The organism is Gordonia sp. NPDC003504 (genome assembly GCF_053587995.1).
On the sequence record NZ_JBSFPC010000002.1, the window covers coordinates 1 to 15,425 of the forward strand.

The 15,425-nt window shown below is 67.5% G+C and carries 14 protein-coding genes, 1 tRNA gene, 1 pseudogene and 2 riboswitches; of the genes and pseudogenes, 5 read left to right on the plus strand and 11 right to left on the minus strand.

What is annotated here, in order from left to right; translation table 11 throughout:
- Together cobF and ACWDPV_RS04145 are read right to left on the minus strand one after the other, a co-directional pair.
- A partial coding sequence (gene cobF / locus ACWDPV_RS04140) for a precorrin-6A synthase (deacetylating) (RefSeq protein ID WP_449741908.1) occupies positions 1-750 on the minus strand: 750 nt, incomplete at its 3' end.
- Positions 751-753: 3 nt separating this feature from the next.
- On the minus strand, positions 754-1,575 hold the full coding sequence (locus ACWDPV_RS04145) for an SDR family oxidoreductase (RefSeq protein ID WP_449741909.1): 822 nt from the start codon (positions 1,573-1,575) through the stop codon (positions 754-756).
- Positions 1,576-1,784: 209 nt separating this feature from the next.
- Here ACWDPV_RS04145 and ACWDPV_RS04150 point away from each other — a divergent pair, with 209 nt between their 5' ends.
- Complete coding sequence (locus ACWDPV_RS04150; protein WP_449741910.1) at positions 1,785-2,351, plus strand: hypothetical protein; 567 nt, start codon at positions 1,785-1,787, stop codon at positions 2,349-2,351.
- A gap of 119 nt (positions 2,352-2,470) precedes the next feature.
- Here ACWDPV_RS04150 and ACWDPV_RS04155 read toward each other — a convergent pair.
- Positions 2,471-2,543 (minus strand) — tRNA-Arg (locus ACWDPV_RS04155).
- Between the two features lie 556 nt (positions 2,544-3,099).
- Between ACWDPV_RS04155 and ACWDPV_RS04160 the strand changes: the two genes are divergently transcribed.
- Together ACWDPV_RS04160 and ACWDPV_RS04165 are read left to right on the plus strand one after the other, a co-directional pair.
- Complete coding sequence (locus ACWDPV_RS04160; RefSeq protein WP_449741911.1) at positions 3,100-3,792, plus strand: M24 family metallopeptidase; 693 nt, start codon at positions 3,100-3,102, stop codon at positions 3,790-3,792.
- Positions 3,793-3,873: 81 nt separating this feature from the next.
- Positions 3,874-4,011, plus strand: a pseudogene (locus ACWDPV_RS04165) (NAD(P)-binding protein); the annotation flags it as partial.
- A gap of 47 nt (positions 4,012-4,058) precedes the next feature.
- Here ACWDPV_RS04165 and ACWDPV_RS04170 read toward each other — a convergent pair.
- Positions 4,059-4,511: a MarR family winged helix-turn-helix transcriptional regulator gene (locus ACWDPV_RS04170; protein WP_348809398.1), complete on the minus strand. Its 453-nt coding sequence runs from the start codon at positions 4,509-4,511 to the stop codon at positions 4,059-4,061.
- A 56-nt stretch (positions 4,512-4,567) separates the two neighbouring features.
- Between ACWDPV_RS04170 and ACWDPV_RS04175 the strand changes: the two genes are divergently transcribed.
- Entirely contained in the window at positions 4,568-4,936 is a 369-nt protein-coding gene (locus ACWDPV_RS04175) for a cupin domain-containing protein (RefSeq protein ID WP_348803081.1), read from the plus strand.
- Between the two features lie 3 nt (positions 4,937-4,939).
- On the opposite strand, the gene ACWDPV_RS04180 is transcribed toward ACWDPV_RS04175, so the two are convergent.
- The 7 genes from ACWDPV_RS04180 to ACWDPV_RS04210 are packed head-to-tail and all read right to left on the minus strand — an operon-like array spanning position 4,940 to position 13,725.
- Positions 4,940-6,307, minus strand: coding sequence for an NtaA/DmoA family FMN-dependent monooxygenase (locus ACWDPV_RS04180; protein WP_348803082.1), 1,368 nt, complete (start codon positions 6,305-6,307; stop codon positions 4,940-4,942).
- Positions 6,308-6,319: 12 nt separating this feature from the next.
- Complete coding sequence (locus tag ACWDPV_RS04185) at positions 6,320-7,513, minus strand: LLM class flavin-dependent oxidoreductase (RefSeq protein ID WP_348803083.1); 1,194 nt, start codon at positions 7,511-7,513, stop codon at positions 6,320-6,322.
- Entirely contained in the window at positions 7,506-9,077 is a 1,572-nt protein-coding gene (locus ACWDPV_RS04190) for a dipeptide ABC transporter ATP-binding protein (protein WP_449741912.1), read from the minus strand. The genes ACWDPV_RS04185 and ACWDPV_RS04190 overlap by 8 nt, the downstream gene beginning before the upstream one ends.
- Positions 9,074-9,967: an ABC transporter permease gene (locus ACWDPV_RS04195; protein ID WP_449741913.1), complete on the minus strand. Its 894-nt coding sequence runs from the start codon at positions 9,965-9,967 to the stop codon at positions 9,074-9,076. The genes ACWDPV_RS04190 and ACWDPV_RS04195 overlap by 4 nt, the downstream gene beginning before the upstream one ends.
- Complete coding sequence (locus ACWDPV_RS04200) at positions 9,960-10,955, minus strand: ABC transporter permease (protein WP_449741914.1); 996 nt, start codon at positions 10,953-10,955, stop codon at positions 9,960-9,962. The genes ACWDPV_RS04195 and ACWDPV_RS04200 overlap by 8 nt, the downstream gene beginning before the upstream one ends.
- 8 nt (positions 10,956-10,963) lie before the next feature.
- Complete coding sequence (locus ACWDPV_RS04205; RefSeq protein WP_449741915.1) at positions 10,964-12,592, minus strand: ABC transporter substrate-binding protein; 1,629 nt, start codon at positions 12,590-12,592, stop codon at positions 10,964-10,966.
- Positions 12,592-13,725, minus strand: coding sequence for an LLM class flavin-dependent oxidoreductase (locus ACWDPV_RS04210; RefSeq protein WP_449741916.1), 1,134 nt, complete (start codon positions 13,723-13,725; stop codon positions 12,592-12,594). Before ACWDPV_RS04210 ends, ACWDPV_RS04205 begins: the two co-directional genes overlap by 1 nt.
- Positions 13,726-13,732: 7 nt before the next feature.
- Positions 13,733-13,816: riboswitch (SAM riboswitch) on the minus strand.
- Between the two features lie 136 nt (positions 13,817-13,952).
- Positions 13,953-14,032: riboswitch (ZMP/ZTP riboswitch) on the plus strand.
- Positions 14,033-14,054: 22 nt separating this feature from the next.
- On the opposite strand from ACWDPV_RS04210, the gene ACWDPV_RS04215 reads away from it, so the two are divergent.
- Complete coding sequence (locus ACWDPV_RS04215) at positions 14,055-15,425, plus strand: NAD(P)/FAD-dependent oxidoreductase (protein ID WP_449741917.1); 1,371 nt, start codon at positions 14,055-14,057, stop codon at positions 15,423-15,425.

Here is a 15,425-nt window from a genome sequence, read left to right on the forward strand (position 1 = left end):
TCTGGACGCCGGCTCCGGATCGGCGGATGCGGCCACCACCCGGGCCGCCTCGGCACGCGCGCGGACGATCTCGTCGGTGACGTCGCCGACGCGGCCGGAGATGAGGATCTCGTCGGCCGTGCCGAGGTAGGCACCCCACCAGATGTGGTCGTCGGCATCGGCGGTGTACCGGAACGCGAGATCGGCGTCGAGCATCACGATCTGGTTGGTGTCGGCACCCGGCGGGGTGTCGGCAAGCCGACGCCCGGTGGTGAAGTGGATCGGTTCGCCCACGCGGTTGGCGACGATTCGGTGCGCGGCGGTCAAGGCGCTCGCACTGGTCACGCCGGGAATGACCTCGACGGCGACCTCGAGGTCGTCGCGGGCGGCGAGATCGTCGACGATGCGCAGCGTCGAGTCGTAGAGGGCGGGATCGCCCCACACGAGGAATGCGACGATTCCGGTGTCGGGAACGTGCTCACCGATCGCGCCGGCGATCACCTCGGCGCGGGCGGCGTGCCACCGGCGGACCTCGGAGTCGTAGTCGGCGGGGTGCCGGTCGCGCGGCGGATCACCGATCTCGATGAGCGAATAGCCCTGTGGCGCATGCCTTTCCAGGATGTTGCGGCGCGCATCGAGCAGGCCGCCCTTGCTCGTGCCCTTGTCGAGGGCGAGAAAGGCATCGACGTCGGCCATGGCCTCGATGGCCTGCAGTGTGATCTGTCGTGGGTCGCCGGGTCCGATACCGATGACGCGGATGGTGACGTGCATACCTTAGATCTTGACGCGCGGCAGGCCGTGTTTGCGCGCGGTGATGTCGAGGATCAATTGACGAGGTGCCAGGCGGCGCAGCAGAAAGACGATTCCGGCGCTGTTTCCCTTGGCGTAGAACGGCTTCGGATGCTCGGCGAGGGAGGCGTCGACGATGGTCGTGGCCATGGTCTCGGCGTCGATGCCCTGTTTCTCGTTGCGGCGGGTGGCCGCGGCGAGTGTCTGGTATTCCTGCGCATACGGTGAGCCGTCGGCGATGTGGATGCTGCGGCGGTCGCCGATCCCGGTGGCGATGGTGCCCGGTTCGACGCTGATCATCCGAATGCCGTACGGCGCAACCTCTCTGCGGGTGGCGAGGGCGAAGGCCTTGAGCGCCGACTTGGTGGCGGCGTAGTTGGAGCGGAAGGCGACCGGGAAGCTCGACAGCATGGACCCGACCATGACCACCGTGCCGTGGCGGCGCTCGCGCATACCGGGCAGCACCGCCTTGGTGATGGCGACGGGCCCGAAGACGTTGACGCGGAACAGATCTTCGATGGCACTCATCGTGGTGTCCTCAAGGGCACCGGCCTGTGATTCGCCGGCGTTGTTGATCAGGATGTCGACGGCGCCGACCTCGGCCACCGCCGCGGTCGCGGAATCGTAATCGGCATTGTCGAGCCGGACGTAGGTGACGCCGGGGATCGGGTCGGCCACCGTGTCGGGATGGCGGCTGGTTCCGTACACGCGGTGGCCGCGTGCGACCATCTGGCGGGCCACCTCGGCGCCGATGCCGCTGGTCGCGCCGGTGACGAGGACGGTGAGCGGAGCTGGTGTTGATGTCACCCGCCCACCGTATCGCCTAACCGAGCACCGATGACCGGGGTGGGAGATACGGCCCGCGCACCGCCTTCGCGTGATATCGAGCGTGGGACATCGCAACACGAATAATGCGGCAACCCAGACGTTTCCGTCGCCGATCGGCTCCTGCGCGTAACGAGTCCGACAGACCGGCTTATTAGCAAGTGAAAGGACCATCGAGACAGGAGAAGTTCATGAGTCACCCACGACGTACGTTTCGAGGCTGCCTTCTGGCGGCCGTCTCGGCAATCCTCATCGGCGTCGGCTTTGTGGCAGGTTCGCCCTCCGCGGCCGCTGCTCCGTCGACGGGCACCGTCAACGGTCTGAGTCCGTTCTGGGTGAAGCCCGAGTTGGCGCTGACGCGCGCCCAGGTCACCTACGATCCCGCTGCCGGCCACCTGCAGGTGACACTTACGCACCGAGCGGCTCGACCGCGTGGCGCGGAGCTGGGTGAGTCCATCGATGTCACCTCGACATCCAAGTACGCGATGTCGTCGACCGAAGCCGACGGCGTCCACATCTACAGTCACGTCGCCGCCAACGACGCGCGGCAGACCTGGTTCTACATCACCAAGGATGGCCCACAGAGCGACCGCGGCCCGGTCACCGTGCAGGTGAACGGCGCGTCGACCACGTACACCATCGGTTCACCCGACATCCGAGCACTCCCATTGCACTACATCTCCGCCCACACCGACGACGCGCAGGTCTGCGAGTCCTCGTGCATGCCCGGCGGAACCGTCGACGAGCATCGATTCTGAGTGGAGTTGCGTGGGATCCGACGGAAGCCAGCAAGAGTGCCCGGCAAGAGTGCACTGTGCGCCTTCGTAGATCTTTTTCAAACCACACAGTGGGCGCACACCCGGCCGGAACATCACTGTGCCCCAGGCAGGATTCGAACCTGCGACCCTTCCTTTAGGAGAGGAATGCTCTATCCCCTGAGCTACTGAGGCGGGGACCGGGTGAAGTGATGGAGGAAGTTCCCGCGATGTCGTGCTTTCGCGGAGCTTCTACCTGGTGTTTCTTCGTCCAGCCCGTGTCGGTGACCGCGCGCGCTCCGGCTGCCGACGTGTGGAGTCTACGGCAGCCGGATATGGACATGGCAATACACCTCACGCCGGTGGGGTGACGCCCTCACAACCAGCCAACGCTCCTGCGCATTCGAATCGCGACAGGTCGAGCATTCGGTCGGTCATCTCCCGCGACTGGCGCCACGCGCTCCAATACCCTGGGCAACATCACGAACGTCGAGCGCACCCAGCATCTCGCCGCGGTCGGCGTAGCGACGATAGATGGTCGTGCGGGCGACTCCCGACGCGGCGGCTGCAGTCCCCGCACGAGGCGCCAGCTCGGCCCTGGGCCGGCCGCGGTCACCACCCACGAGGCGGCAGCGGCCCGCGCCTTTGTCGCCGAGGTCCGTGCCCTGCCCGCCGCAGCCCGTCGGCACGACACCCCGCCCACCCGCGCCGCCGAATTCACCCGACCGCTCGCCCGTGCGACCATGACTGTGTGACGACCCCCGAAACCGAACGCGCGGCACGCCTGCTCGATGCGCAGGCCAAGGCGGAGAGCCTGTTCCAGGAAGTCACCGACCGCGGCATGATCCGGGCCGGCGTCACCGAGCGTGAACTCTCGAACGAGATCCGCGACCTCGCCGCCGACATGTTCGGCGTCACCCGCCACTGGCACAAACGCATCGTTCGGGCCGGCGAGAACACCCTGGAGACCTACCGGGCCAATCCCCCCGACCGGGTCATCGCCGACGACGAGATCGCCTTCCTCGATTTCGGACCGATCTTCGAGGAGTGGGAAGCCGATTTCGGGCGCACCTTCGTTCTCGGCGACGATCCGGCCAAACATGCCCTGGCGCAGGCGCTTCCCACCATATGGACGGCCGGCCGCGAGTTCTTCCGGATCACTCCGGATATCACCGGCGCTCAACTGTTCGACCACGTCGTCGCGCTGAGCGAGGACGCCGGCTTCATCTTCAGAGGTCAGATCGCCGGACATCTCGTCGGCGAGTTCCCCCACGAGACCATCGACGCCGCCGAGATCGAGAGTTACATCGCCCCCGGTTCCGACGGGCCGATGCGCCGAACGGACAAGCGCGGCAACATGTGCCATTGGATTCTCGAGGTCCACCTGGTGACCACCGACCGCCGGTTCGGCGGATTCCACGAGGAACTTCTCGACCTTCCCTGACGAATACCCAAGCAGTCTGGACTGTTCGCATTTCTATGGCTGGCATCTCAGCCATGCCGACAGCCCGGACCGTCTCCACCGATGCCGATTCCCCCCGACCATTACGACGACGTCGTCGTCTTCGGTTCCGGTTTCGGCGGTTCGGTCGCGGCCCTGCGGCTCACCGAGAAGAGGTATCGCGTCGCCGCCCTCGAGGCCCGCCGACGCTTCGCCGACGAGTTCGGCGGCGCGGGTCCGGAACGTCACACACGGACTGATCGCGCTCCTCACCACGACGGGCGGGGTGAGGCGCCCTCGCCGAGGATGCGTAATGCGTCGACGACCACGCGCGTGGCGGCGTCGCCGATGACGGCGGTCAGCGCCGAGATCTCCGCCGCGGCGGCCGCACCGGCCAGCCGCATCACCGACTCGCCCCGATCGGTCAGTTCGATCAGTCGCGCCCGGCGGTCACTCGGATGCGCCGTCCGCACGACGTACCCGTTCGATTCCAGCGCCTCGACGATGGCCGCCGCCGACTGCTTGGTCATCCCGAGGTGCCGGGCGATGTCGTTGATCGATGCCCCGCCGCCGGCGATCCGGGCGAAGACCAGCCCGTGGACGGGACGCAGCCCGTGGTGACCGGCCTCGATGACGCGACGGTTGATGCGTTCGTTCACCCCGGACTCCGCCTGCATCAGCAAGAACGGCAGCATCGGTTCGACCGACGGAACACTTGACATATGGACAGTCTAGCTGTCCTATAAAGACAGTCACACTGTCTACCTGGGAGTCCGGCATGCCGCTCATCGATTCGCCCCGCCACCACGACCTGCACGGGGCCACCTTCAGCAGTTACGTCTGCCCGTCCACCGGGAGTCGCGAACTGTGCGCCTGGCGGACGACGCTGGGCCCCGCTCAGCCCGGAGCCGACCACCGCGTCGACCACGAGGAGGTGTTCCTGGTACTCGCCGGCTCTCCACGGATCACGCTGGACGGCCTGGTCACCCACGCCCACGTCGGTGACGTGGTGTTTGTGCCCGCGGGAAGCTCTGTCCGCCTGGACAATCCGGGAGCAGACGAATGCCAGGTGTGGGTGTCCGCGCCCGTGGGGCTGACGGCGACCACCGCGCAGGGGCAGCGGATCACACCGCCGTGGACGTTGTGAGCGTCACGACGCCGCTCGGCCGGCGTCGGCTACCCGATCCAGTCCCAAGTGCTCGCGCAGGGTCGTCCCGACGTATTCGGTGCGGAAACTACCCCGCTCCTGCAGTAGCGGAACCACCTCGTCCACAAACCGATCCAGACCGCCCGGGGTGATGTGCGGGACGAGGATGAAACCGTCGCTGACGTCGTTCTGCACGAATCGATCGATGGTGTCGGCCACGGTCCGAGCACTGCCCACGAACGCCTGCCGTCCGGTCACCTCGATGATGAGTTCGCGGATGGACCACCCGTGGGACTGCGCGCGTTCCCGCCACTCGCGGGCCGTCTCGAGCGGGTCGCGGTAGGAGCGCACGCTGGCCCGGCCGCGCGCAACGGTGTGCTCACCGAGGTCGGGGTCGATGTCGGGCAGTGGCCCGTCGGGATCGACGTCGGAGAGGTCGCGATTCCACACCTGTTCCAAGAAGCGGATCGCGGTGGCCCCACTGACCTGGGCCAGTCGCACCTCGTGCGCCAACTCGGCGGCCTCGGCGTCGGTGTCACCGAGGATGAAGGTGGCCGCCGGCAGGATGAGCAGTTGCTCGCGGCGACGCCCGTACTTCGACAGCCGTGATTTCACGTCCTGGTAGAACTTCTGTCCTTCGTCGAATGCACTGTGCCGGGAGAAGATGGCGTCGGCCTTCGCGGCGGCGAACTCGCGGCCTTCCTCGGAGTCACCGGCCTGGAAGATCACCGGACGCCCCTGCGGACTGCGCGGCACAGCGAACTGGCCGGCGATGTCGAATTGCTCTCCGGTGTGGACGAATTCACCGACGTCGCCGTCACGCAGGAATCGGCCGGATTCCTTGTCGGCGACGATCTCGTCACCACGCCACGATCCCCAGAGTTCGACGGCGGTGTCGAGGAACTCCTTGGCGCGTGAATACCGTTGCGTGCTCGCCAGATAGCCGCCGCGACGGAAGTTCTCACCGGTGAACTCATCCCAGGAGGTGACGACATTCCACGCGGCCCGCCCGGCGGTCAGGTGATCGAGACTGGCGAATTGCCGCGCCACCTCGTACGGCTCGTTGAAGGTGGAGTTGATGGTGCCGGTGAGCCCGAGTCGCCCGGTCACCGCGCCGAGTGCGGCGAGGATCGAGAAGGTGTCGGGTCGTCCGACGACGTCGAGATCGTAGATCAGGCCGTTCTGCTCGCGCAGTCGCAGCCCTTCGGCGAGGAACAGAAAGTCGAACCTGCCGCGTTCGGCAGTCTGCGCGAAGTGCCGGAAGGACTCGAATTCGATGTGGCTGCCCGCCGTCGGGTCGCTCCACACGGTGGTGTTGTTGACGCCCGGAAAGTGGGCGGCGAGATGGATCTCCTTGCGTGGCGTGGTCATGGCGCTCTCCGATCAGGCTGCGTAGCGGTTGGCGGGTCGAGCAAGGCCGAGGTGGCCGCGGAGTGTCGGGGCGGTGTAGCGATCCCGGAATCGGCCGCGACGCACCAATTCCCGGGTGAGGTCGCGGCTGATCACGATCAGATCGTCGGGCAGTACCGCGGGCCGCAACCGCACCCCGGCAAGGGCCTGGCCGCCGTCGCCGCGCGGCACCCACTCCTCGATGAGATCGGCAAGTCCGGCTGGGGTGCCGACGAAGATCCGCGCGTCACTGACGAATTCGCTCCCGGCCAGATCATCGAGATGCGCTTGCCGCGCTGCGGCGGCCGCATCCGTCTCCGCGAGGATGACCGTCAGGTCCGCGAAGACCCGCACCGGAGGATCGCCGCCGGCCGCGCGTCGGGTGGCAGCGATCTCGGCCACCGACGCGACGGCCTCCGCGGCCGAGTTCGGGGTGATGAATCCGATGTCGGCCGACGCCCCGATCAGGGCGTAGGCGGCACTGTTGTGCCCAAGGATCGCGATCGGAGGTGCCCCTTGAGGCGGCCGTGGCGTGATCGCGGGACCACGCACGCGGAAGTACTCACCTTCGAAGTCAATGTAGTGCAGCTTGTCCCGGTCGATGAACCGGCCGGTCGCCACGTCACGGATCTCGGCGTCGTCCTCCCACGAATCCCACAGGCGCCGAAGGACTTCGGCGTGGTCGCGGGCCTCGGTGAACAGCGCGTCGACGACCACCGGATCGAGGTCACCGGGCACCAGATCCGGTAGAGTCCGGCGGCCGAAGAGTCCCGCATCGGCGGCGCTGCCGTCGACCCGCAACTGCACGCCCGCCCGCCCGGAACTGACAAAGTCCAGTGTCGCAACCGCTTTGGATGTGTGGAATGGTTCGGTGTGGGTGGTGATCGCGGCCGGGACGATACCGATCGCCCGCGTCGTCGGGGCGATCCGATTGGCGATGAGCACGGCGTCGAGCCGGCCCCGCACCCGGTCGGTACGTCGGTCCGGGACGAACGGATGATCACGCTGCAGACCGAGTCCGTCATCGATGGTGACGAAGTCGAGCACTCCGGCCTCGGCCTCGCCCACCAGGTCCGCCCAATAGCCGCCGGTGAGCAGTTCGGTGGGCCGCGCGGCCGGTTCGCGCCACGCCCCCGGATGCCATCCGGCATCGGCAAGGGCGACGGCGAGGTGGATGTGATCAGCCATGAGTGGCCTCCGTGGGGCGATGGGCGCGACCCTCTCCGGGGATGGCCGCGATGAGTTGGCGGGTGTAGTCGTGACGTGGATCGCCGAAGATGTCTGCGACGTCGCCCTCTTCGACGATGTCACCGGCCCGCATGACCGCGACGCGGTGACTGATCTGACGGACGACCGCCAGATCGTGGGAGATGAACAGATACCCGATGCCGTGGTCGCGTTGCAGGTCGGCGAGCAATGCCAGCACCTGCGCCTGCACGGTGACGTCGAGCGCGGACACCGGTTCGTCCAGAATCAGCAGGCGCGGTGTGGTGGCCAGTGCCCGGGCGATCGCCACCCGCTGACGCTGGCCGCCGGACAGCGCGGTCGGGCGACGGGTGGCCAGAGCCGGATCCAGCGCCACCGCGATCAGCAGTTCCCGCACCCGGCGATCTCGTTCGGCGCGCGGTGTCCGGCCCAGCGGCTCGGCGATGATCTGCGCCACCGTCAGTTTCGGGTTCATCGCGGCGTAGGGATTCTGATAGACGAACCCCACGTCACCGCGTCGGTCACCCACCTCGATCCGGCCGGCGTCATTCGATTCGAGGCCGGCCAGGATTCTCGCGGTGGTGGTCTTGCCCGACCCGCTCTCCCCGACGAGCGCGAGCGTCTCCCCGGACCGCACCCGCAGCGAGACGTCGTTCACGGCCGCGATCCGACCGGCGCGCCCGACCCGGAAGGTCTTCGAGACATGTTCTGCGCGTGCGACGATCGGCGCCTCCGGCGGTATTGGGGCGACCAGCCGTCGCGACGTGAGCCCGGGCGCATCGGCGATCAGGCGTCGGGTGTATCCGTGCTGCGGATCATCGAGGATCTGCTGTGCCGTGCCGGTTTCGACGATACGTCCGCCCGCCATCACGATGATGCGGTCGGCCCGGTCGGCGGCGACGCCGATGTCGTGTGTGATCAGCAGCAGTGCCGTCACCCCACTGCTCGTCCGCTCCTCGAGATGATCGAGGATGCGTCGTTGCACCGTGACATCGAGCGCGCTGGTCGGCTCGTCGGCGATGATCAACTCCGGTTCGCAGGCCGCGGCGATGGCGATCAGCACGCGTTGCCGTTGTCCGCCGGAGAGCTGGTGCGGGAGTTGACCGTAGCGTAGGTCGGCATCGTGGAGGCCGGCCTCCACGAGATGCTCGATGGCGTGCGCACGGGCGGTCCTGCGTGCAGCACTACAATGAATCCGCAACACCTCGGCGACTTGATCACCCACCGGATGTACGGGATTGAGCGCGGTGCCGGGGTCCTGGGGAACGAAACCGATACGTGCCCCGCGGATCCGGTTGAGGGCCCGCACCGACAGGCCGTCGATCCGATCGCCGGTCAACTCTACGCGTCCCGACGCGGATGCGTTGCGCGGCAGCAACCCGATGATGGCGTGGGCCAGCGTCGATTTGCCGGACCCGGATTCCCCCACCACCGCCACGGTCTCGCCCGGTTCGATCCTCAGGTCGACCCCGGCGACGGCGTCGGTCTCGGAATGGTCGACCCGATAGCGCACCCGCAGATCCGACACTGTCAGTAGCGTGCTCATCGCTGTTCTCCCTCGGCGATGCGGTGGCCGATGGTGTGCGCGGCGAGCACGACCGCGACAATCGCCAACCCCGGCAGGGTGGTCATCCACCACGCGGTGGCCAGATAGTTGCGGCCTTCGGAGATCAACGAACCCCACTCCGGAGCCGGTGGGGTGGCTCCGAACCCGAGGAACGACAGGGAGGAGATCAGCAGGATCGCCATGCCGAATTCGGCTGCGGCCAGCGCGAGTACGGGAGCATACGAGTTGCGCAGCACGTGACGGCCGAGGATCACCGGTCGCGGCACCCCGAACGCCCGGGCGGCCTCCACGTACGGTGCATGACGCACCCGTAACACCTCGGCCCGCATGACGCGCGCGAATCCCGCGATGAGCACCACCGCGACGGCGATGGCGACCTTGGTGGTGCCGAATCCGAGTGCAGCGATGATCGCGAGTGCCAACAGCAGTTGCGGAATCGCGAGCATCACGTCGATGGCGCGCATGATCACACCGTCGGTGAGATCACCGGCGGTGCCGGCGATCAACCCGAGCAGGGCACCGATCGCCAGTGCGATCGCGACGGCGGAGACCGTGGCGGTCAGCGATAACGCCGCGCCGTGGACGAATCGCGTGTAAACATCCCGACCAAGATTGTCGGTGCCGAACCAGTGCTCGGCACTCGGCGCCCGGAGCTTGTCGGCGGGCACCGCGAGGAGTGGATCGCCATCGGCGAACACCGATGGTACGACCGCGAATCCGAGTGCCAGCGCGATCACGGCCACGCTCAGGACCGTGGTGGCGTTGCGGCGCAACCACACCCCGATCGCGTCGGGGCGCGCACGCCAGACCGGCCACGACCACGACGACGCGGACGACACCGAGGACGGGGCACTGGACTGCTCAGACATTGACCACCTCACGTGGGCTGCGATCGTCGACGGACGCGGTGGTCGGTGTCGGGGCGGACCGCCTCACCACTCGAGGATCGATGAACGGATAGGCGATGTCCACCAGCAGGTTCACGGTGACGAAGACCGCGGCGGAGAACGTCACCAGGGCAAGGACCAGCGGGATATCCTGCGCCAGAACGGCACTCTGAGCGAGCTTGCCGACGCCGGGCCGGGAGAAGACGGTCTCCACGACCACCGCACCGCCGAGGAGGTTGCCCACCACGACACCGGCCACGGTCAACGCGGGCAAGGAGGCGATCCGCAGGATGTGGTGGGTGATGACCCGAATCCGACTCGCCCCCTTGGCGGTCGCCGTCTGCACGAATGGCTCGGCATCCGTGGCGCTCATGCTCGTGGCCAGAACCTGACCGATGACTCCGGCATACGGGATCGCCAGGGTGATCACGGGCAGGACCAGTGAACCGGACCGGGTGTCACCGAACGCCGGCAACCAGGCGAGCCGAAAAGCGAAGATCTGCAGCAGGATCAGACCGACCCAGAACGTGGGCAGGGCCACGACCAGCGGTGGGACCGACAGCAGTGCGCGCCGCAGCCCTGACCACGAGGTGTAGGTGGCGGTGACGGCCAATCCCACGCCGAGACACACGGCGAGCAGCACCGAGGTGAGTGTCAGGGCGACGGTGCTCGGCAGTGCGTCGGCGATGACCGCGGTGACCGGCCGGCCCTGAGAGATCGACACACCGAAGTCACCGTGGACCGCGCCGGTCAACGCCGACCAATACTGCTGCCCCACCGACTGATTTAGGCCGTAGCGGGCCCTGAGGGCCTCGACCGCCGCCGGATCCACCGGTGTCGACGCATCGCCCGAGGTGGCGATGGCCACCGGATCGGACGGCAGCAGAATCAGGATGACGAACGCCACGGTGAATGCCGCCCACAGCACCCCGAGGGCGGAGAGCAACCGGATTCCGAGATAACGCAGCATCGTCGCGTTCACCGCCCGGACAACCACGTGTCGTGGAACTGCAACCGCGACGAGGCGTCGAACGTCACCTGATGGGTGGTGGCCGCGGCACCGATGGCCTGCGACAACTCGATGGTCGGGACGAACAATCCGTTGTCGAGGATCTGTTGTTGTGCGGTCGCGAGGTGGACATTGCGTTGCGCGGTGTCGGTGGTGGACTGTTCCCCGGCCAGGGCCACATCGAGAGCGGGAATCGGTCCGCGCCGGTTCAGGTTTCGTCCGGTGAGCCCGAACTGGGTGCGCAGGATGTCGCCGTCGGCACGGGTCACATTGTAGTAGACCGCGTCGTAGTCACCGGAGTTCTGCCGGACCGTGGCCGTGGCCGCCGGCACGACGTCGAGTTTCAGTTCGACGCCCACATTCTTCAGTTGCTGCTGGACGAGTTCGAGGATGGCCTGGTTGCCGGCGAACACCGGACTGTAGAGCACCGAGAAGCTCAGGCGTTGTCCGTCCTTGGTCCGGATTCCATCGGCGCCGGCCCTCCAGCCGGCGTCCTCGAGAATCTTCTTCGCCGTGTCCGGCTGAAAGCGCAACTCGGCCGAGGAGTCCGAGTATCCGGGGGTGTTGGACGCCAGGACTCCGGTGGCGGGATGGAAATCGTCGTCAAGGACGGTGGTCACCAGCTCCTGCCGGTTGATCGCCGGCAGCAGTGCGCGCCGCACCGCGGCGTCGGCGAGGACACCACGGGAGACATTGGGCTGCAACCCGAACGGCACACCCGGGTTCACCGCGGTGAGGACCTGTCCACCGGCCGCGGTGATCTGCGGCTTGTCGTTGGGCAGGGCATCACTGATCGCGTCGAGCTGCCCGGAGGCGAGCGAACCGGTGCGCACCCCGGACTCCCCGATCACCGTGAAGTCGATGCCGTCCAGGTAGGCGTCACCGGCGTGACCGAAGACCGACGATCCCCAGCCGTATCCGGCGCGTTTGCGCAGTGACGCCGACTTGCCCTGCGCCCAGCCCGAATACACGAACGGTCCCGATCCGATGTTGGTGCCCTGGCAGCGCTCCTCCGGCGTCGCGGCGACGGTGGCCTCGGCCTGAATCCCCAACTGTGGAGTCGAGGTGGCCTGCAGGAACTGCGCATTCGGGGCACCGAACGCCACCCGCGCGGTCAGCGGATCGACGACGGTGGTGCCGGTGTAGCCGCCGAGGTAGGTCGCCGCCAACGGCGCCTTGGCCGCACCGAGCGGTCCGACGATGGCGTCGAAGTTCTTCTTGACGGATTCGGCGGTGAGCGGGGTGCCGTCGCTGAAGGTGACACCGGGCTTGAGGTGGAATGTGAAGGTCCGCGCATCCGGGCTCACCTCCCAACTCTGCGCGAGCCACGGCTCGAGTCGGCCGCTTTCCGGGTCCTGGTCGGTGAGGGAATCGACGATCTGCCGGGTCACATAGATCGTCTGGTTGGTGCCGCTCTGGGCCGGGTCCGAGCAGGTGGGGGCGTCGGAGAGCCCGTAGCGCAGGGTGCCTCCCGGCACCGGCGGTTCGGCGTCATCCGAACCCGAGGAACCCGAACCGCAGGCGGTGAGCACACCGGCCACGGCCACCACGGCGAGTGCGGAGACGGCCGATTTCGCGGTGACAGCAATGCGATTCATCAGATCAGCCCCCATGCCTTGGCGAGCAGCTCATGCGACCTCAGCCGGTCGGCATGGTCATGGGTGACCGAGGTGATGACGAGTTCGTCGGCGTCGGTGAGCCGCCCGAGTGCGGCAAGCCGCTGCACGACGGTGTCGGGTGATCCGACGAACTGGGTCTCGAGCCGATCGGCGACCAGTGCCAGCTGGTCGGCGGGCAGCGGCTGCGCCGTCGCCGGGTCGGGGTACTCGATGGCGCCGTGGCCGGTGCGGATGCTGTGCACCCACCGCCCGTAGCCGTTGGCCAGATGCTGCGCGGTCTCATCGTCGTCGGCCACCACCACGTCGGCGGACACCACCACGTAGGGTTCGGCCAGCACCGACGACGGGCGGAACGCCTCCCGATAGGCCGCGACCGCCTCGAGGGTGGTGCCGGGGCTGACGTGGTAGTTGGCTGCGAACGGGAGTCCGCGGGCGCCGGCGACGTGAGCGCTCTGCCCCTTGCTGCTGCCGAAGATCCACACCTGCACGTCGGCCCCCTCGCCGGGAACCGCATGTAGCTCCTGACCCGACGGACTGGTGTAGGTGCCGTCGAGGAGCGACAGGATGTCGTCGACCTGCTCGTCGAAGTCCGGTGGCTGCGCACCCGGCTGCGTCAACACCTCGAAGCTGCGTGCGAGAGGCGAATGTGCCAGTAGCGCAGTCACATCGAGGGGTTCGGGGATCACCACCCCGTCGACGAGCCGACTCGGGGTCGGTGCGGAAATCGCGACCGGACCCGCGGGTGTTGCCGCCGCCTCGGCGCGTCGCTGTCCGGATCGGCCGAGCCCCAGGTCGATTCGGCCCGGATGGAACACGTCGAGCATCCCGAAGGACTCGGCCACCGATACCGCCGTCGTCTGCCCGACCTGCACCGCCGCCGATCCGACGCGGATCGATCGGGTCGCGGAGGCGATCTGACCGATGAGCAGCGCCGGCACCGAACTCGCGACGGCGGCGAAATGGTGTTCGGCCACCCAGTAGCGGCGATACCCCCACTGCTCGGCGTGCTGCGCGAGATCGATCGTATTGTGCAGCGCAGCAGCAGGATCGGAACCCTCGCTGATAGGTGCGAGGTCGAGCACCGACAGCGGGGCATGGTCACGAAACGTCACGGGGTGTCTCCCATCGATCCCGGCGTTAGCACCCTGGGGCGGGTTGCTGCGACGTCGACGAGCCGGGTCTCTCGGTCGCTCCAGATGGTCGATTCACCGTAGGCCCGTGATGCTGAGACAGGCAAAGAGAATGTCGGGACGGACGCCGTCCACGCCCGAATGCGGCGACGATTTTCTCGCGCCGAAGAATTTAAGTCGGCCTCGCCACCGGTTGCTCGATGGGCTATCGTCGGTTGTGCGACTGGCGCAGCCGGAGTCCACCGGCAAGGAGCACCGTTTCCCGACATCGTCCGCCTGGGTGTCGATTCCACACCAGAAGGAAACGTGCCATGACCCAGCGCGTACCGGTTCCCGGCGGCAGGACCCGCCGGCACCATGTCGTCATCGTCGGATCGGGGTTCGGCGGGCTGGCTGCCGCTCGTCGACTCGAGCATGCCGACGTCGACGTCACCCTGATCGCACGCACGACTCATCATCTGTTCCAGCCGTTGCTGTACCAGGTCGCCACCGGGGTGATCTCGCAGGGCCAGATCGCACCGCCGGTGCGGGTGATACTTCGCGACCAACGGAATGTGACGGTGGCACTGGGCGATGTCGAGGCCATCGACCTGGAGAATCGTGCGGTGACCTCACGCATGCTCGAACGTGTCACCACCACTCGGTATGACAGTCTGATCATCGCCGCCGGTGCGGGCCAATCCTATTTCGGCAACGATCATTTCGCGGAGTTCGCGCCGGGCCTCAAGACCGTCGACGATGCACTCGAGTTGCGCGGCCGCATCCTCGGGGCGTTCGAGCAGGCCGAACTGTCCACCGACCCGATCGAGCGTGATCGCCTGCTGACGTTCGTGGTGATCGGAGCCGGGGCCACCGGCGTCGAGATGGCCGGTCAGATCGCGGAGATGGCCGGCACGACGCTGCGCGGCGCCTTCCGGTCCATCGACTCGACGCAGGCACGGGTGATCCTGCTCGACGCCGCACCGGCGGTGTTGCCGCCGTTCGGTGAAAGATTGGGCTCCCGGGCCGAGAAGCGTTTGCGCGCACTGGGAGTCGATGTGCAACTCGGTGCGATGGTCGTGGACATGGACTACGACGGACTCGTGGTGCGCCATACCGACGGTTCGACGCGTCGCATCGAAAGTCAGTGCAAGGTCTGGTCGGCGGGGGTTGCGGCCAGTCCGCTCGGCCGACAGCTCGCCGAGCAGTGCGGGGTGGAACTCGACCGCGCGGGTCGGGTGCGGGTCGAACCCGACCTGACCATCCCCGGCCACGCCGAGGTGTTCGTGATCGGCGACATGATGGCCGTCGACGGAGTCCCCGGTCAGGCCCCGGCCGCCAATCAGTCCGGGCGGTACGCCGCCGACGCCGTCGCCGCCCGGATCAACGGCACCTATCGCGACCGAAAGCCGTTCGCCTACTGGGACAAAGGCTCGATGGCGACCGTCGCCCGGCACTGCGCGGTCGCCCGGGTACCCATCCCGGGCACCTCACGGGCCGTCGAGTTCTCCGGCTTCTTCGCCTGGCTGGGGTGGCTGTTCCTGCACTTGCTGTACCTGGTGGGGTTCCGCAACCGGTTCATCACGTTCATCGACTGGACCCTGGCCTTCACCTCCCGCAACCGTCATCAGTTGGCGGTCACCGAGCAACAGGTGTTCGCGCGGGCGGCGATCGATCGGCTGTCACACGACCTCGCGGCCTGA